General features: G+C 40.9%; 16 protein-coding genes and 1 pseudogene. 9 read left to right on the top strand and 8 right to left on the bottom strand.

The features are described from left to right. The 3 genes from L652_RS0119815 to L652_RS0119825 all read right to left on the bottom strand — a co-directional run. On the bottom strand, positions 1-863 hold an 863-nt coding region (locus L652_RS0119815), incomplete at its 3' end, for an acetylornithine/succinyldiaminopimelate transaminase (protein WP_024603609.1). Between the two features lie 379 nt (positions 864-1,242). Continuing rightward, positions 1,243-2,403 carry an HDOD domain-containing protein gene (locus tag L652_RS0119820; protein WP_024596661.1) on the bottom strand — a complete coding sequence of 387 codons (1,161 nt, stop codon included), beginning with the start codon at positions 2,401-2,403 and terminating at the stop codon, positions 1,243-1,245. A gap of 43 nt (positions 2,404-2,446) precedes the next feature. Then, on the bottom strand, positions 2,447-3,028 hold the full coding sequence (locus tag L652_RS0119825; RefSeq protein ID WP_024596662.1) for an aminodeoxychorismate/anthranilate synthase component II: 582 nt from the start codon (positions 3,026-3,028) through the stop codon (positions 2,447-2,449). A 550-nt stretch (positions 3,029-3,578) separates the two neighbouring features. On the opposite strand from L652_RS0119825, the gene L652_RS0119830 reads away from it, so the two are divergent. Continuing rightward, positions 3,579-3,821: a YdcH family protein gene (locus tag L652_RS0119830; RefSeq protein ID WP_002958856.1), complete on the top strand. Its 243-nt coding sequence runs from the start codon at positions 3,579-3,581 to the stop codon at positions 3,819-3,821. 62 nt (positions 3,822-3,883) lie between these two features. Here L652_RS0119830 and L652_RS0119835 read toward each other — a convergent pair whose 3' ends face one another. Continuing rightward, entirely contained in the window at positions 3,884-4,240 is a 357-nt protein-coding gene (locus tag L652_RS0119835; protein WP_024596663.1) for an antibiotic biosynthesis monooxygenase, read from the bottom strand. Further along, positions 4,240-5,070: an SDR family NAD(P)-dependent oxidoreductase gene (locus tag L652_RS0119840; protein ID WP_024596664.1), complete on the bottom strand. Its 831-nt coding sequence runs from the start codon at positions 5,068-5,070 to the stop codon at positions 4,240-4,242. The genes L652_RS0119835 and L652_RS0119840 overlap by 1 nt, the downstream gene beginning before the upstream one ends. Before the next feature lie 267 nt (positions 5,071-5,337). On the opposite strand from L652_RS0119840, the gene galE reads away from it, so the two are divergent. The 7 genes from galE (at position 5,338) to glpD (ending at position 14,361) form a co-directional block, all read left to right on the top strand. Continuing rightward, positions 5,338-6,351 (top strand): UDP-glucose 4-epimerase GalE, encoded by a 1,014-nt coding sequence (galE, locus tag L652_RS0119845; RefSeq protein WP_024596665.1) that lies wholly within the window; start codon positions 5,338-5,340, stop codon positions 6,349-6,351. A gap of 1 nt (position 6,352) precedes the next feature. Then, positions 6,353-7,417 carry a UDP-glucose--hexose-1-phosphate uridylyltransferase gene (locus L652_RS0119850; protein ID WP_024596666.1) on the top strand — a complete coding sequence of 355 codons (1,065 nt, stop codon included), beginning with the start codon at positions 6,353-6,355 and terminating at the stop codon, positions 7,415-7,417. Beyond that, the gene (galK, locus tag L652_RS0119855; protein ID WP_024596667.1) at positions 7,407-8,555 is read left to right on the top strand and encodes a galactokinase; all 1,149 of its coding nucleotides are present in this window, start codon (positions 7,407-7,409) and stop codon (positions 8,553-8,555) included. The genes L652_RS0119850 and galK overlap by 11 nt, the downstream gene beginning before the upstream one ends. 19 nt (positions 8,556-8,574) lie before the next feature. Continuing rightward, positions 8,575-9,579, top strand: a complete 1,005-nt coding sequence (locus L652_RS0119860) for a Gfo/Idh/MocA family oxidoreductase (protein WP_024596668.1) — start codon at positions 8,575-8,577, stop codon at positions 9,577-9,579. Between the two features lie 29 nt (positions 9,580-9,608). Beyond that, positions 9,609-10,937: a dienelactone hydrolase family protein gene (locus tag L652_RS0119865; protein ID WP_024596669.1), complete on the top strand. Its 1,329-nt coding sequence runs from the start codon at positions 9,609-9,611 to the stop codon at positions 10,935-10,937. A 207-nt stretch (positions 10,938-11,144) separates the two neighbouring features. Continuing rightward, positions 11,145-12,644 carry a glycerol kinase GlpK gene (glpK, locus tag L652_RS0119870; RefSeq protein ID WP_033013631.1) on the top strand — a complete coding sequence of 500 codons (1,500 nt, stop codon included), beginning with the start codon at positions 11,145-11,147 and terminating at the stop codon, positions 12,642-12,644. 211 nt (positions 12,645-12,855) lie between these two features. After that, positions 12,856-14,361, top strand: coding sequence for a glycerol-3-phosphate dehydrogenase (gene glpD, locus L652_RS0119875; protein ID WP_024603610.1), 1,506 nt, complete (start codon positions 12,856-12,858; stop codon positions 14,359-14,361). A 59-nt stretch (positions 14,362-14,420) separates the two neighbouring features. On the opposite strand, the pseudogene L652_RS0119880 reads toward glpD, so the two are convergent. Then, positions 14,421-15,355: pseudogene (locus L652_RS0119880) on the bottom strand (2-dehydro-3-deoxygalactonokinase). Positions 15,356-15,358: 3 nt separating this feature from the next. Continuing rightward, positions 15,359-16,117, bottom strand: a complete 759-nt coding sequence (locus L652_RS0119885) for an SDR family NAD(P)-dependent oxidoreductase (protein WP_002958845.1) — start codon at positions 16,115-16,117, stop codon at positions 15,359-15,361. 199 nt (positions 16,118-16,316) lie between these two features. Between L652_RS0119885 and L652_RS0119890 the strand changes: the two genes are divergently transcribed. After that, the gene (locus L652_RS0119890; protein WP_024596672.1) at positions 16,317-17,018 is read left to right on the top strand and encodes a FadR/GntR family transcriptional regulator; all 702 of its coding nucleotides are present in this window, start codon (positions 16,317-16,319) and stop codon (positions 17,016-17,018) included. Between the two features lie 208 nt (positions 17,019-17,226). On the opposite strand, the gene accC is transcribed toward L652_RS0119890, so the two are convergent. After that, positions 17,227-18,567 carry an acetyl-CoA carboxylase biotin carboxylase subunit gene (gene accC / locus L652_RS0119895; RefSeq protein ID WP_002958843.1) on the bottom strand — a complete coding sequence of 447 codons (1,341 nt, stop codon included), beginning with the start codon at positions 18,565-18,567 and terminating at the stop codon, positions 17,227-17,229. Positions 18,568-18,576 lie beyond the last annotated feature (9 nt).

Raw genomic sequence — 18,576 nt, forward strand, 5'->3', positions numbered from 1 at the left:
GCACACGCAAGCGGGTTACCGCCATAAGTAGAACCATGTGTGCCTACTTTAAGGTGCTGTGCAATTTCAGTTGTTGTGATCATAGCGCCAATAGGAAAACCGCCGCCAAGTGCTTTAGCCGAAGTTAAAATATCAGGTACTACGTTTAAGCCTTGGTATGCATATAAATCGCCAGTACGACCAACACCTGTTTGAACTTCATCAAAAATAAGCAGTGCGTTATGTTTAGTACATAAATCGCGAACGCCTTGAGCAAACTCATCAGTTGGTGAAACAATACCGCCTTCACCTTGTAGAGGTTCCATCATTACGGCACATGTTTTATCGCTGATAAGTGCTTCAAATGCAGCAAGGTCATTGTAATCACAATGTACAATGTCGCCAGGCTTAGGACCAAAACCATCTGAATATGCAGCTTGGCCGCCAACAGTTACGGTAAAGAATGTACGACCGTGGAAACCTTTGTTGAACGCGATGATTTGTGATTTTTCTGCGCCAAACTTATCAAGTGCAAAACGACGCGCTAATTTAAGCGCGGCTTCGTTTGCTTCTGCGCCAGAGTTGGCAAAGTAAACTTTTTCAGCAAATGTCGCATCAACCATTTTTTTAGCTAGGCGAAGTGCCGGCTCATTGGTCATTACGTTAGATAGATGCCAGATTTTTTCGCCTTGCTCTTTTAATGCGCCTACTAATGCAGGGTGGCAATGGCCAAGACAGTTAACTGCAATACCACCAGCAAAGTCGATAAACTCTCGACCTTGTTGATCCCATACGCGAGAGCCTTCGCCTCGAACAGGAATTACGCTTGAAGGTGCGTAGTTAGGAACCATTACGTGATCAAATAATTCGCGATTGACTGTCATTTTATTTCCTCTTAATTGTGAGCAACACAAAACATCAAAATAGGTGTTTGGTTAATATTTGTAACCAACTTTATAGGCAAGATCAGTAACCTGATAATTGCGCAAAATTGCTTTGTGGTTCAATTTTCAGACGCACATTATTTCAGAATTACTTATATCTGTCTCGTTAAAAACTTTCATGTATCCCTTGAAAATAAAGGGCTAAAGATATTATTTCATAGATAGTGAATAACTATTTGCATAGCTATTTATGCTTATTTTTAGGCAACTAACCGCATGAGTACAGAGGCGCACACGCTTTAATCGGCAAATATGTAATATAACAATAAGATGAGAATGAATGGTTAGTCGCAAAAAAATTAACAAAAAATTCAGATTTTTAGTCAATTTGAATAGCTAAATTGGTAAAATTACTCGATTGGAGGGTTTTTAGTTCCGTTTTAGTGAACTTAAAGTGCGAAAACCAGCTTAGAGCTTCATCAGGTTCAATAAGTTGATGTTCTTTTAAATTAAGATATTGAGAATAGCACCGTGCCTTTAGCATTACTTCTGTTAATGGCAGTAATGTATCGACCTTATCTACCCCATTTACTAGCTGCTGCATTACCCCTTTAAACGGTAAATATTTAAAAGCCATTTTGTCTATTACCTTAGCGCTTACTTCTATCGATTTATTGCTAAGTAGAGTAGTTAAAAATAGCGGGTCGGGCTGAAGCTCTAATAATGCGGTGTGTAAATCTTTTTGGTTTTCATTTCGGGCTAGCTGTACTTTACGTTGCCATATTTGCTCAAACGTTTTTAAGTACAAGCGCACTAATGCAATTCGCCCTACATCTAAAAGCATACCAAGGGTAAATGCATGAACGTCATTTACATTATTAATTTGTGCAATTTTTTGCGCTGCAATCGCGTTTGCCATGGCACTGTCACGTAAACGACGCTTTAATAACGAAAATGGTTCGGTGCTATGTGGCATCCAATGGCGGGCAGCAAATGTAGGAATAACTAGCTGTAAGTTATCAAGGCCAATATAACGAAGGGCAAGCGATGGTTTATCTACTTTTACAGACGTGTTTTTACTACGTTGATTACGATAGTAAGGTAAATTAACGAGCGTTACTAACTCCCTACCCAACCAGCTTATATCATTAACCAATGGCTCTAAACGCCCTACCGACGCTGACTTTACCGCTAATATATCGAGTATATTGGCAATACCATCTTCAATACCTATGGTGCTATGAATTACGCCATCTATATCTTCGAGCTGCTTATATATAGCTGTTTCAATTGTTTTGTGCAGTTGCTCACTGGCTTGAGCGCGGTACTTATGATGTGCAGTACTGCTTTGCTGGCGTTTATTCTGTGCGGCCACTTCAACCTGCAGCAAGGTACGCTGCTTCATGGGTTCGCCGTAATCTATATCTAATGTATGAATGAAACCAATTTGCTGATGCGCAAAGCTGTGCCCAAGCAATAAGTCATGAGCTCGTTGGCTTAGTATTTTGGCAGTACGCTGCTGGGCTACAAGTTCAGTCATGACATCCATTAATAAAGTATAAAATGCTATGTGTATTATAACATTAGAAGCGAGTTAAAAAGTTATCAAGCAGTTCTAAGCCTTGAGCAGTTAAAATAGCTTCGGGATGAAACTGCACACCTTCGATAGCAAGTTCATTGTGTAACAACCCCATAATTTCGTCAAACTCGCCTTGCTCAGTTTGAGTCCATGCGGTTACTTCAAGCTCTTTAGGCAGAGTTTGCGCTTTAACCACTAAAGAATGATAACGACATACCGTTAACGGATTAGCTAAGCCTTTAAACACCCCTTTATTAGTATGAACTATGGGTGATGTTTTACCGTGCATTACTTTTTTAGCACGTATTACATCTCCACCTAAAGCTTGTGCGATAGTTTGATGCCCCAAGCAAATCCCTAAAATAGGATATTGCCCTTTTAGTTGCTCAACAACATTTAGTGAAATACCCGCTTCGTTAGGGGTGCATGGCCCTGGCGATAACACGATGTGCTGCGGGTTTAACTGTTTTATTTGTGCAATGCTTAGCTCATCATTACGTTTCACTAAAACGTCTTGATCTAAACGCTGAAAATATTGCACTAAGTTGTAAGTAAACGAATCGTAGTTGTCGATCATCAACAGCATTACACAACAGACCTTATAAATTATTGACCACTACTTTACACAAGTGGTACTAAGCGCTGCATTCTACCACTATTAATTAACCAACATAAATTAGCAAAAAACGTTAAAAATTAACTCTTTTAGCTAAAATGCTTAAAAGCCTTTAGCGGGTATTGGTTTACTTAACTTTAACTCTGGTTAAGAGATTTACTAACGTATTGAATCATGATGATATTTAAATTTATTTTCTCTAGCCAGAGATTCCTTGCACCTTGAGCAATAATATCGAACCCTAAGCTTTTTACGATTAGTTAATACACCTACGTAGGCTGTATACCCCAACAATAAATTATTGACCTCTAAAGTACGTGCATTTATTGATCGCACTATTAAATACTTTGGTGAAATGCCTTACTGAGCAAAATAAACAGATTGTTTGTGCTACATCAAATTAGCGGCTCGATGGTTGAATTATATCTATGTAAGCCCCAGTGTATTATATGAAAGGCAGTAATTCACTTATACAACTCACTTACTTGTGAGCTCATTTATATCCTACTAAGGAGCGAATATGTTAGGCGAAGACCACTCATTAACAAATGACTTTCCAGAATACTTAAAGACCATTGCCGAGTTAAATGAAAGCGATACTGAATTTGCAAAAAAAGCAGATAAGTACGACAAGCTAGATAAAGAGATTAGAGTGTTAGAGCTCAAAGATGCGCCCATAAGCGATGAACAAATGCATCTATTAAAACACGAACGTACAGAATTAAAAGATTGGTTATACGAGCGCTTGCAGCAAGAGCAGTAATGCCACTAAAAAAAGAGCTCACTGATGAGGTGAGCTCTTTAGATCAACAATGGGTATTTTCTCTAAAACTTTACAAAGCCACCCACAGGTTTCATAAATACACTGCTTGGGCCTGCAAAGGCTTGTGCAAACTCTTCTGATAATTGACTAAATACCGTTACTTTATCCATATCAACTACGCTTAAAAATAGTGGGCCACTTTCGCCCCAACCAGCAAGATGCGCTTTAGCAGCATCTTCATCTTGGTAACGCTCGTAAATATGTACATTGCGCTTGTCTTCACTTACTGTCCACTCATACATTAAAGTGCCCGCTTCACTTTTAGCCAAAGTAACTAATTGTGCCATTACCAGTAAAAACTCATCGTATTTACCTTCTTTAATTTGGCCTTGTACTGTCCAGGTAACATGCTTTTTCATTATGCTTTACCTAATTTAAGCTGTGCTAAAATACTGTCTAACGTATCTACGAGTTGTTGATTTTTAGCATTATTAAGTGCATCAACATGAGGAGGCGCAAAGCGTCCTGTATCGTTATCAAAATACAGGCCTGCGGCATCTTTAAATTCATCACTAAGCGCTGCGCGACAAAAAATATTTGCGCCAATTTTTAAATCCCCACCATCTATACCGTAAGCGTCTTTTACCATTTTGCTTCCCAGTAACGATTTAGGGTTTACCGATACAACTAATGGCCCAGTATCTTTAAGCTCAAGCCCTAAATGACGCGACCACATAGTAATAGCCAATTTACTTTGTGCATAAGCCGCACTATCAGAAAGTTCAGTGTTACCTATAAGTGCATTTAAGTTAACGCTTGATTGCGCAGCTGATGACACATTAACCACTCGCGAATCATGACCAAGGACAGGTAATAATAGTTTTGTAAGAAGATATGGCGCAATCGTGTTTACAACAAAGCGAGCATCAAGGCCGTCAATTGTTGTAGCATCAACTAATTGATAAACGCCTGCATTATTAATAAGTACGTCGAGCTGGTTATTATTTTCGGCCATATCGGCTAATACATTTTTTGCCAAAGTTTGAACTTGGCTCATATCGCTTAAATCAGCAATATAAGTATGTGTACTTGCATTTGGGTATTGCTCGGTTAAAGCTGCTTGCAGCGCATTGAGCTTTGCTTGGCTGCGGCCATGTAATAATACGGTGTGACCTTGTGCTAATAACATCTTTGCAGTTTCTAGCCCAATGCCATCGGTTGCGCCGGTAAGTAAAATTGTTTTGTTCATGTTGATCTCTCCTTACTTTATTTTCGCTATATTAGCACCCCGACTTACTGCTGATAATTAGGCCAATAGTTGAATCAGTTTATATCATTAATTGATAAACCTAAGTACATGTTAATTAGTATAAAAGCATGCCATTTATAGCCACACGAGTGTTTAATCTGAATGTTTTTTATGCTTTTATTTGAATTACTCAACAATCATAACTATTGTTTTTAAATCACCTTAATAGTAGTATTTATCATATAAATACACTTTTCGAGAACAAACATGAAAGTATTAGTTACTGGCGGCATGGGTTACATAGGTAGCCATACATGTATTGCATTGCATGAAGCGGGCATTACACCTGTTATTTATGATAACTTATCTAATGCAAGTGCGCGGGTACTTGACCAACTCGAAAAGATTACAGGTACTCGATTTGAGTTTATCTTGGGTGATATTCAAGACGAGCAACAGTTTAAACTCGCCCTAAAACATACTCAAGCTGAGGCTGTATTTCACTTTGCGGCTTTAAAAGCTGTTGGTGAATCAACTGAGCAACCGCTGCGTTATTATCAAAATAACGTGTCGGGCACATTAAGTATGTTACAAAGCATGCAAGAGGCAGACGTTAACCACATTATATTTAGCTCATCGGCTACTGTGTACGGCGAACCCGACTACCTCCCTATTGACGAAAAGCACCCTATACGCGCAACTAACCCTTATGGTTGGACTAAAGTCATGGTTGAACAAGCCATGCAAGACGTATGTAATGCCAACAGTCAATTTATGGGCATTGCGCTGCGTTACTTCAATCCTGTAGGTGCACACCCAAGTGGTTTATTAGGTGAGAGTCCTAATGGCATTCCTAACAACTTAATGCCATTTATTGCTCAAACAGCGGTAGGTAAACGCGACGTGGTTAATATTTTTGGTGACGACTACGACACCGAAGATGGCACAGGTGTGCGCGACTATATTCATGTTTTAGATTTAGCTAAAGGTCATGTTGCGGCATTTATGCAGCATAAAACAGATACCGCCTTTCATGCTTACAACTTAGGCACAGGGCAAGGTTATTCTGTGCTTGATATGATCAACGCATTTAGCGTATCAGCCAATAAAGATATTCCGTATAAGATTGCACCGCGCCGAGCAGGTGATATTGCCTGTAACTACGCCGATGCTACAAAAGCGCAAAACACACTTAACTGGTACGCAGAACTAACACTTAGCGACATGACAAACGACACATGGCGCTGGCAAACTAATTACCCAAGTGGGTTGGAGAGTTAATATGGCTTTATTAGAAAGTACTCACAGACGTAAAAATCCGCTAACGGGTCGTTGGGTATTGGTGTCACCACATCGTAATAACCGTCCATGGTTAGGCGCAACAGAAGCCGTTAACGAAAACGTATTACCAAAACACGATGAAAACTGCCCACTTTGCCCAAGTAATACCCGTGCAAATGGCGACAGTAACCCTGATTATAAATACACACACGTATTTAGAAATGACTTTGGTGCATTAACGCCTAATGCCAGCGAGCAATTACAAAGCTTAGAATCAGACAGCGATTTATTTATTGCCGACGAAGCCAGTGGCGAATGCCGCGTAATTTGTTTTTCTCCAGAGCACAACAAAACACTACCAGAGCTTAGCCAAAACGCATTGCACGAAGTAGTGAAAACCTGGAAACAAAATTACACAGAGCTTGCACAGCAGTACGAATGTGTACAAGTTTTTGAAAATAAAGGCGAGATCATGGGTTGTTCGCAACCTCATCCTCACGGCCAAGTTTGGGCTCACTCGCATTTATCAACCGAAATAGAAGCCGAAGATACCCAGCAGCTTGCTTATTATAAAAAGCATGGCACAGCTATGCTTGCCGATTACGCACAAAAAGAGCAAGCGGATCAAACACGTGTTGTATTTGAAAACGAACATTGGCTTGTTGTGGTGCCATTTTGGGCAGCGTGGCCGTTTGAAACAATGCTAGTAACTAAAGATAATATTCAAAACTTTAGCCAGTTAAACGATGCGCAAACAGACGCTTTAGCACAGGCACTTAAAGTATTAACCACTAAGTACGACAACGTATTTAATTGCAGCTTCCCGTATTCTATGGGGTGGCACAATGCACCCGCTAACAGAGGCTCTGATGAGCAACATTGGCGCTTACATGCCCATTTTTATCCGCCGCTACTTCGCTCTGCTACTGTTAAAAAACACATGGTAGGCTACGAAATGCTAGGCGAAAGCCAGCGCGATTTAAGCGCAGAAACCGCTGCTTCTATTTTAAAAGCAGCCAGTACAACACACTATAAAGATACAGCAGGACACACAGATGAAGCTTAACGAATTCCAACAACAATTTTTGTCACTGTATGGCGCGCCTGCTCAAGGTATTGCAGCAGCACCGGGGCGTGTAAACCTTATTGGCGAATTTACCGACTACAACGACGGTTTTGTTTTACCGTGTTCGTTAGAGTTTCGTACCCAAGTGATGTTTAAAGAGCGCGACGACAATATTATTACTGTGCATTCTTTAAATTACCCAGGCGAAAAAGACAGCTTTAGTGTTGATGAAGAAATCACTGAAGGCCAGTCGCAATGGGGTAACTACATTCGTGCTGTTACTTATGTTCTTAAAAGAGCGGGCTACACACTGCGTGGCGCCGACCTACTTATTGACAGCAACTTACCGCAAGGTAGTGGCTTGTCGTCATCGGCCGCACTAGAAGTTGCTGTAGGCGGTATGTTTAACCATATTGCACAGCTTGGTTTACCGCCAGAGCAAATTGCGCTATTTGGTCAAGAAGCCGAAAACGACTTTATGCATTGCCAATGCGGCATTATGGATCAGCTTATTTCAGCTAAAGGCGAGAATGGTCATGCACTATTAATCGACTGTGAAAACCTCGCAACCAAATCAGTTAAAGTTCCTGATGATTTAAATATTGTTATTGTTAATTCAAACTACCCGCGTAAGTTGGTTGATAGCGAATACAACCAGCGCCGTATTGACTGCGAACAAGCTGCTGTAAAAATGGGTGTAGAAACACTTCGCCAAGCCACCATGGCTGGCCTGCAAGCAATAAAAGCGACATTAAGCGAAAACGAATATAAACGTGCACACCACGTAATTAGCGAAAACGACCGTGTAATTGCAGCAACTACTGCACTACAAAATAACGATATGGATGCACTTCGCACGCTAATGGCAGCATCGCATCAATCACTTAAACACGACTTTGAAGTAACCGTACCTGCAACCGATGGCTTAGTAGAAATTTGTAAAGAAGCGATGGGCGAGCGTGGCGCAGTTCGTATGACAGGGGGTGGTTTTGGTGGCGCAATTGTATGTTTATGTCGTGATGCGGAAGTACCACTAATTAAAGCAGCGGTAGAAAAGCATTACTTTGAACGCTTTAATTTAAATGCTGATATTTACGTATGTTCAGCGGGTTCAGGATTACAAATTACGTCTTTTTAAATAAACTTAAGGAATAAGCATGGCAAAGGTTAATTGGGGAATTATTGGGTGTGGCAATATAGCTCACACCTTTGCTACAAGCATTGCGCATTGCAGTGATGCACAGCTTATTGGCGCGGCATCAACGAGTATACAGCGCGCTAAAGAATTTGCCACACCGTACAATATTCAAGGCTATGAAAGCTATCAAGCTCTTATGCAATGCCCAAATATAGATGCTATTTATATTGCCAATACCCACGATCAACACTTTAAAACGATAGCCCAATGCTTAAAACACAATAAGCACGTGCTAAGCGAAAAACCAATCACCGTTAATGCTAAGCAGTTGCAAAGTCTCACTGAGCTTGCCAAGCAACAAAACTGCTTTTTAATGGAAGGCGTTTGGATGCGGTTTTTACCAGCCATAGTAAAATTACAACAGCTCCTAAGTGAAGGTGTTATTGGTAATGTGCACAGTGTTAATGCCAACTTTAGTTTACCTGGCAGCTTTGCCGACACTCACCGATTAATGAACCCTGTAACAGCGGGTGGCGCCCTGCTCGATTTAGGTATTTATCCTATTTCGATTGCTGATGTGGTATTTAATAAAGCCCCTGAACACATCAACTCCTTTGTACATAAAAGCACAACCGGCGTTGATGAGCGAAGCACTGCTATAGTTGATTACGGTAACGGGCAATTTGCATCTCTTGCCAGCGCACTGCAGCAAAATGGCCCAACAGAAGCATGTATTAATGGTGAGCTTGGCTATATTCGAATACCTCAGTTTGTAGGTGCACAAACGCTAGAGCTACACATAAAAGACCAAGACCCTCAGTACTTTGAATACAACTTTAGTGACGATGAAAACTTTAAGTTTGAAATTGCACATGTAACGCAGTGTATATTACAAAAACAAACTCAAAGCAGCGTGTTGCCCCTCAGTACTAGCTTACGAGTTATGAACATAATGGATACCTTGCGAGCACAGTGGCAGCTGCAATACAGCAATGCCGTCGAGTCGGCTGAACTGACTAATTAAAAAATAAAAATACACAACAAGGACACACAATGACACACACACTCAAGGCGCTTTCAAAAGCCATATTACTTGCAACGTGCAGTTTATCTGCCAGTGTAGCTGTTGCTGTTGCTGAATCTAATAAACCAGAGCAGCTATACCCGCCAATCACTAGCGAAGTACTGCCAGAGCTTGCAGCTAAAGGTAGCTACAATGTAGGTGTGCAAACACTTGATTTAGTTAACCCTGCGCAATTTGACCCCGCTACACAAGGTCAAAAAGATCGTCCTTTAAAAGTAGAGGTATGGTATCCGGCTGCAAATACAGCAAAAGCGCCACTTAGCAGCTACACAGATGAAACTCGCTCAGGTAAAGAGTTTACTTTGCAAGCCGATGCAATGCGTGATGTCGCCATTAATAATAAAGAGCACTACCCTGTGATAGTGCTTTCGCACGGTTATACCGGTTACCGTACAATTATGTACTACCTTGGCGAGCATTTAGCGTCGCACGGTTACATTGTGGTAGCTATTGACCATACTGACTCAACCAATGCCGATGTTGATTTTGAAAACGCACCGTTTTCTGGCTTTTTTAGCACGCTTATAAATCGCTCACGCGATCAGCAGTTTGTAATTAATTACTTTAATGAGCAAAACAACTTTGCCAGCAAGCAGGTAGATAACAAAAGCGCAGGTGTAATTGGTTACTCAATGGGTGGCTATGGCGCGGTAAATACGATAGGTGGTTGTTACGCTTTTAATGAGCAAACTACGGCTATGTTTACGGGTATGAAAGACCCAGCTCAAATTAAAAAAGTACAGCAATTACTAAACAGCTGCGCTGGTGGACAATACCAAAACCCAAAAATAGACCCTCGTATAAAAGCGATGGTGGCCTTTGCACCATGGGGCGGACAGCACGCTATATTTGATGCCAAAGCAATGGAAAATATTAAAGTACCTTCGCTTTATGTAGCTGGTGACTTAGATGACATTTCAGGCTATGAAGGCATTAAAAGTCTTTATGAACAAACAGGCAGCAAAGATAAGTACATGCTTACTTACAAAAATGCACGCCATAATATAGCACCACACCCAGCCCCTGCTATTGCACAAAGCAGCAGTGAGCTAGATATAGGCCATTACTATGAGCCTTCATGGTCTATGCGCACACTAAACGAGACCAACAAACACTTTGTACTTGCCATGATGGATTGCCACGTAAAAGGCATAGCCAGCGAGTGTAAATACTTAGATTTACCACAAAACGGCGACCAAGCTGTTGTTGATGGTAAGCCGCTGCCACAGTGGCGCGGGTTTGATAATCGCTTTTCTACCGGTATGGATTGGCAACAAGCTAAACCTCACACCAAGTAATAATAAGCTTTAAGCGGTTGTTTTAATCAATAGCCGCATACGCCCTTAAAATAATGCAAAAATAAAACGCCTTTTATATAAAAGAGTTACCAGCAAATATTGGCGTGTTTATTTTTTAATCTGCTATTTTAAGAAAAAACCATTGCCATTAACTTCGGTTAAAGGCAATCTAGTCATATATAAGATAAGATAAATAACACAAATATCATGTCCAAATACATACTCTCAATTGATCAAGGAACCACAAGCTCTCGGGCCATCTTGTTTACAAAAGATGCAGACGTTTTTGGTACAGCACAACAAGAATTTTCGCAGCATTTTCCACAAAATGGTTGGGTAGAACACGACCCTAACGATATTTGGCAAACAGTGCTTAGCACTAGTCGCGAAGTGTTAACTAAAAACGATGTAAAGCCTGAAGAAATTATTGCCATTGGTATCACCAATCAGCGCGAAACCACTTTGGTATGGAACAAAAAAACAGGCAAAACAATTTATAACGCTATTGTATGGCAAGACCGTCGCACCAGTGACTATTGCGAAAGCCTAACAACTGATGAGCTTTGCCAAACAATAAGCGATAAAACAGGCTTACTGCTCGACCCTTATTTTTCGGCCACTAAAGTTCGTTGGATTTTAGATAACGTTGAAGGCGCACGCGAACAAGCCCTTGCAGGTGAGCTCGCCTTCGGTACGGTTGACACTTACCTACTTTGGCAGCTAACTGGCGGTAAAGAGCACCGAACCGATGCAACCAATGCATCGCGCACCATGTTATTTAATATTCATACCCAGCAGTGGGATCAAGAGCTTTTAGAGTTATTCGATATTCCAGAATCTATGCTGCCAGAAGTAATGGATTCAGCTGACGAGTTTGGTTCAACCAGCGCTGACATTTTTGGCGCGCCAATTCGTGTTTGTGGTATTGCAGGCGATCAACAAGCTGCGCTTGTAGGACACGCATGTTTTGAACAAGGCATGGCTAAAAGTACTTACGGTACTGGCTGTTTTTTAATGCTTAACACTGGCGAAAAAGCACTGACCTCAGAAAACCGCTTACTGACCACTGTTGCTTATAGATTAAACGGCAAGCCAACTTACGCCATTGAAGGCAGTATATTTATGGCTGGCGCAACTATGCAGTGGATTGTTGAAGGCTTAAAACTACTTAGCCATGCTGGCGAAAGTGAGTCGATGGTTAAAGATGTACCGCTCGATCATGGTGTATTTTTAGTGCCTTCGTTTACTGGTTTAGGCGCTCCTTATTGGGACCCTAATGCACGTGGCGCTATTTTAGGGCTAACACGCGATTCGGGTATTAGCACTATTGTTGCTGCAGCGCTGCAATCAGTTGGCTACCAAACCAAAGATTTACAAAAAGCGATGGAGCGTGATGGCCTTCGCCCAAGTGTGCTTCGTGTAGATGGCGGTATGGTAAAAAATAATTGGGTTATGACCTTTTTATCAAATATTTTAGGTGCAACAGTTGAGCGACCAACAGTGACCGAAACCACCTCTTTAGGGGTCGCTTATTTAGCAGGCTTGCAAGCAGGTGTGTACGAGTCAACTGAACAGTTATCTAAAATGTGGACATGCGACCGTCGCTTTGAGCCCACCATGAGTGCCGACGAGCGTAACGATCTATACGCAAAATGGCAGCACTGCGTAGCTCAAGTCTGCTTAACGAATAAAAACTGCCCGCAGTAAATACTAAGTGGTTAAGGCCAGTACTTTAGCCACTTTGCTTTTTTAACTTAGCTAAATGCTAGATTTAAAAGGCATGTTTTACTGCTTTAAATTGAAAATGGATTGGCGTCAAAATTAACGAATAAAAAACTGGGTTTTCTATTGTCAAATGAAAACAGCAGCTTTATGATGCTTATGTCTTATTTATATTACAAATAAAAAGGTTAGCTCGGTGGAATTAGCAGATAACGAATATGACTTACTAGTCATCGGTGGCGGTGTAAACGGCACTGGAATAGCAGCTGATGCAGCTGGCAGAGGGTTAAAAGTTCTATTGTGCGAACAATCAGACCTTGCCTGTGCAACATCTTCAAACAGTTCTAAGCTGATCCACGGCGGTCTGCGCTACCTTGAGCATTACGAATTTAGATTAGTAAAAGAAGCGCTAGCAGAGCGTGAAGTGCTACTTAAAAACGCACCTCATATTATGTGGCCGCTAACCTTTAGATTGCCGCATCAAAAACACCTCCGCCCTGCGTGGATGATTCGTATTGGCTTGTTTATGTATGACAACCTAGCAAAGCGCGAAACACTAGCGGGTTCTCGAAGCATTAAATTTGGTGAAAATAGCGTTTTAGAACCCTCTATTACTAAAGGTTTTGAATACTCAGATGGCTGGGTTGATGACTCTCGCCTAGTCGTTTTAAACGCCCTAGCAGCGCAACAAAAAGGTGCTGTTATTACCACGCAAACTAAGTGTGTAAATGCTAAACGAGAGCAAGGTAAATGGCAGGTAACCCTTGAGCAGCAAAAGAGCAAAGCTAAATACACCATTTCTGCCAAAGGCATTGTTAATGCTGCGGGTCCTTGGGTAGCTAAATTATTTGACGAAGCACTAACAGAAAAATCACCACAAAATATTCGCCTTGTAAAAGGTAGCCACATTGTAGTGCCTCGCATTCACGATGAAAAACAAGCTTATATTTTACAAAATAAAGATCAGCGTATTGTGTTTGTTATTCCGTTTGAAGATGACTTCTCACTTATTGGCACAACCGATGTAGAACACAAAGGTGAAGCACAAGACGTTAAAATTAGTGATGAAGAAATTGATTACTTAATTGATATTACTAATACCTACTTTAAACAACCGATTAAACGCGAAGACATAGTACATACCTTTTCTGGTGTACGCCCATTACTTGATGACGAATCAGTTAATGCACAAGCCGTTACTCGCGATTATAAATTAGAGCTTTCGAGTGATGCTAAGCAAACACCTCTACTGAGTGTGTTTGGCGGAAAAATTACAACTTATCGCAAACTTGCCGAAGCTGCGGTTAATAAGCTTGAAGATTTTTATCCGCAAATGAGCAATGCGTGGACCAAACATAGTCCGCTCCCTGGTGGTGATTTTAGCTCTGTAGAAGCACTTAAATCAGAGCTAAAAGCAAAATACGCATGGCTACCTGAAATAACACTTAAACGCTTTGTACGCACTTATGGTACTCGTGCTAAACATATTTTAGGTAGTGCAACTGGGCTGAGTGATTTAGGCCAGGATTTTGGCCATGGTTTATTTGCAGCAGAAGTAGATTACTTGCTAAATGAAGAGTGGGCAGAAAACGCATACAATATTTTATGGCGCCGCAGTAAATTAGGACTACGTTTTAATGAGGCGCAAGTTGCTGCGCTTAATGATTATATTGAGCATAACCAAGCAGCTAAAAGCGCTTAACTATCAAGTTATAATAGCTTCCTGTTAACCCCTTTATAATTTAACCGTTATAAAGGGGTTTATTTTTTTGACTCTAAATTAAATAAATAATTAAAGCCACTAAGCGTCGCTGTTTTAATATCAAACTCAACACACTTCACACCTATTTGGTTAAGCGCCGTAGTAAAACACTTATTCAGCTGCTTTGTGCCAATCACCACAACTTGTGTATCACTTAATAATTGCCATTCACTAGCGTGGCGAGCTGCTCGTACATCGCTGCCAATTAATACACCCGACAAATAGGCTTTAGCTTGTACTGGCGTTAACTCCTTTGAAAGCTGGCGGGTACGCACACTAAAAATACCATGTGCCAAGTTACCGCTATCACTACCTAAAGTTAGCTCACAGCCTTGCTCAAATGCTTTAAAGTCAAACTCACCTTCTGCACAGTCGTTAGGAATTAAAACACTTTGATGACATAACAAATCATATAGCTCGCCGGTCATGGCTGTTTTAAAGCAAATGATTTCGCCATTATTTATAAGCACCCATTTGGTATGTGTGCCAGGCAAACAGAGTAATATTTTACCTTGTTGATACTCTGGGTTTTGCTTTAAAAACCCTAAAATTTGCAGCTCTTCGCCGCGCATTACATCAAACAAGCCATTTTGCAGCGTACACTTTGTGCCAGGTAACGCTTTAATAATATGCCCATCGCAATCAAAGCTAACAGCAGCATTAAGTAACCCTTCGGGATTAATTGGGCATTCTAAATAAGGTGTTTCGTGCCAGCCGATGCTTGAGGTAATTTGTCCTGCAATATATATAGGTAAGCTGCCATACTCTTGCTTCCACACCGCAATGGTGTCGATTAGGGTTTGCTCAAAATTTTGATTTGCTTTAACAACACCTGGGCCATCACGTTGTGCTAATAGTTTAAGTGTTGATTGCGCTCGTACTTCGCACAAATAAGCGCGTAAATGGCTCNAATAAAAAGAGATGAAGTAGCCAAGCTTTAAAGCCTCCCACCGTCAATTTTAATACTTTGCCCGGTGATCATACTGCTTTCATCGGCGGCTAAAAAGAGTGCCAAATTAGCAACATCTTCAGGAGTTACTAATTTTTTAAGCGCCATGGCTTCCATCCACTTAACTTGCTCTTCTTCGGTAAACCAGCTTGCTAGTTGACGGTCGGTAGCCACCCACCCTGGTAAAATAGCGTTAACGCGAATACCAAACTCGCCGTAATCGCGAGCCAGTGCCTTAGTCATACCTATTAGGCCTGCTTTTGCGGTTACATAGCCTGCCATTTGAGGTTGCCCCATAATAGCGTTAATAGAACTAAAGTTAATGATACTGCCCGCTCCATCGCCCTTCATAAAAGACATAGCAACTTGAGAGGCAAAAAATGCAGGGTTTAAGTTTATTTGTAAGCACTGATCCCAGTCTTGCACTGTAACGTCTTCGCTTGCTTGACGGCGATCGTTCGCTACATTATTAACTAGTACATTAATGGCACCAAAAGCGGCGCATGCATCCACAAGTGATTGCTGAAGTGCATGAGAGTCAGTTACATCAACTTGCCTATACCATAGTTTTGCATTGGGTAAATCACGAATAAGCGATTGCGCTGCCTTATCATCAATATCTATAAATGCCACTTTTGCATTTTGGTTTACAAAGGATTTAACCATTGCTCTACCAATGCCTGATGCACCGCCTGTAATAAAAATAACTTTACCAGAAAGACTATGATATTGAGCTAGGGTGTTCAAATTCAACTCTCCATACAGCGCATTTTCAATTTTAATTAAACCCTTTATAAACTTACATTTACAGTATAAAGAGCCAAACTAAGTTGTTATTGCTGTGCTAAAATATTTAACTAATTAAAAGTTTATATCATATCCTTAAGTACATTAATATGATATATGATATATAATAAAGCAATATATCAACTCGGAATCCTGCGCAATGAAAAGCCAACCCCGTCAAAATTTAACACAACAATTAACCCACGATTTGGGTTTTGCTATTGTGCGTGGTGTTTACCCTGTAAGCGAAGGCCTGCCTTCTGAAGCCGATTTATGTATAAAGTATGATGTAAGTCGCAGCGCTACCCGCGAAGCGGTAAAAATGCTCTCTGCTAAAGGGTTAATTTCATCGCGTCCTAAGCAAGGTATTCGTGTATTACCTGAAAGTAGCTGGAACATGTTTGATACCGACGTACTACGTTGGATTTTAAGCAGCAAGCCGTCACTCTCATTATTAAAAGAGTTTACTCAAGTACGCGTTGCCCTTGAACCACAAGCGGCCGCTCTTGCAGCACTAAATGCAACTGCTGAACAACTTGCCGATATAGATAGTGCCTTAGCCCGTATGGCTGAAGCAGACGAAGGCTTAGACGACCCACTAGAAGCCGACATTGCTTTTCATACCAGCATATTAGTGGCCAGTAACAATCGCTTTTTTGTGCAGTTAACTGAGTTTATTAGTACAGCCCTTAGAGTAAGTATTCGTTATACAAACCACATTAAAGGTGTACCGGGCGCAGATGTTGCTAAGCACGCTGATATTTTAGAGACCATAAAGTCACGCGATCCTGAGCGCGCTAAAAAAGCAGTAGAAACAATTTTAGAAGAAGCACTACAGTTAATTGAATCTAAATTAGTGTAATGTTAGTTCAACATATTATATAAATATTGAGTCCATCAAATTTACTCTTTGCAGTATATTTTATGGACTTTTTTATTGCCTATAAAACTTAAATTACAGGCATTAAAAAATCCGATATCAGTCTCCTGATATCGGATTTTTAATTATTTAAATCAGCTTAATAACTCGGGTTATTAACTAAGATAAAACGCCTTTTTACAGGCTAGAATTACAATCCTAATTTCTTCTCAAGATAGTGGATGTTAGTACCACCATTTTGGAAGTTTTCATCTGCAAGAATTCTCTTATGCAAAGGAGTATTAGTTTTAATTCCGTCAATTACTAGCTCGTTAAGTGCATTGCGCGCGCGGGCAATAGCTACGTCACGGTTTTCACCGTAAGTAATTAACTTACCAATCATTGAATCGTAATGTGGTGGAACCGTATAGTCAGCGTAAATATGGCTGTCCCAACGAATACCTAAGCCACCAGCAGGATGGAAACGTGTAATTTTACCCGGTGAAGGGATAAACGTTTCAGGGTCTTCAGCATTAATACGACACTCAATAGCATGACCACGAATAACAACGTCGTCTTGCGTGAATGATAATGGTTGACCCGCAGCAATTTTTAACTGCTCTTTGATTAAATCAATACCAGTAACCATTTCAGTTACAGGGTGTTCAACCTGAATACGTGTATTCATTTCGATGAAGTAAAACTCGCCGTTTTCGTATAAAAACTCAAACGTACCAGCACCGCGGTAACCGATTTCGATACATGCACGTGTACAGCGTTCACCAATAAATTTACGTGTTTCTGCAGTAATACCTGGCGCTGGTGCTTCTTCAACTACTTTTTGGTGACGACGTTGCATAGAACAATCACGTTCACCTAAATGTACTGCATTACCTTGGCCATCTGCTAATACTTGAACTTCGATATGGCGTGGGTTTTCAAGGAATTTCTCCATGTAAACCATGCTATTACCAAAGAACTGCTTAGCTTCTTGCTGAGTTAATGCAATTGAATCAATAAGTTCAGATTCGCTACGAACAACACGCATACCACGGCCACCACCGCCACCAGCGGCTTTGATGATTACCGGGTAACCGATTCGTTTGGCGATTTGCATGTTACGTTCTTTATCATCTGATACCGGACCATCAGACCCTGGTACACATGGAACGCCTGCTTTACGCATTGCTGAAATAGCAGAAACTTTATCACCCATAAGGCGAATAGTGTCACCTTTTGGACCAATAAATACAAAACCACTTTGCTCAACTTGGTCGGCAAAATCAGCGTTTTCTGCAAGGAAACCGTAACCTGGATGAATCGCTACAGCGTCAGTTATTTCAGCCGCAGCAATAATGCGCGGGATATCTAAATAACTTTCAGTTGCTGATGGTCTACCAATACAGATGGTTTCATCTGCAAGCAATACATGCTTAAGATCGCGATCCGCCGTTGAATGCACAGCAACCGTTTTGATCCCAAGCTCTTTGCAGGCGCGCAATATACGAAGTGCAATTTCACCTCGGTTTGCAATGACTACTTTATCTAACATTAGAGTTGG

Source organism: Pseudoalteromonas sp. TB25 (assembly GCF_000497995.1).
Taxonomy (GTDB): Bacteria; Pseudomonadota; Gammaproteobacteria; order Enterobacterales; family Alteromonadaceae; genus Pseudoalteromonas; species Pseudoalteromonas distincta.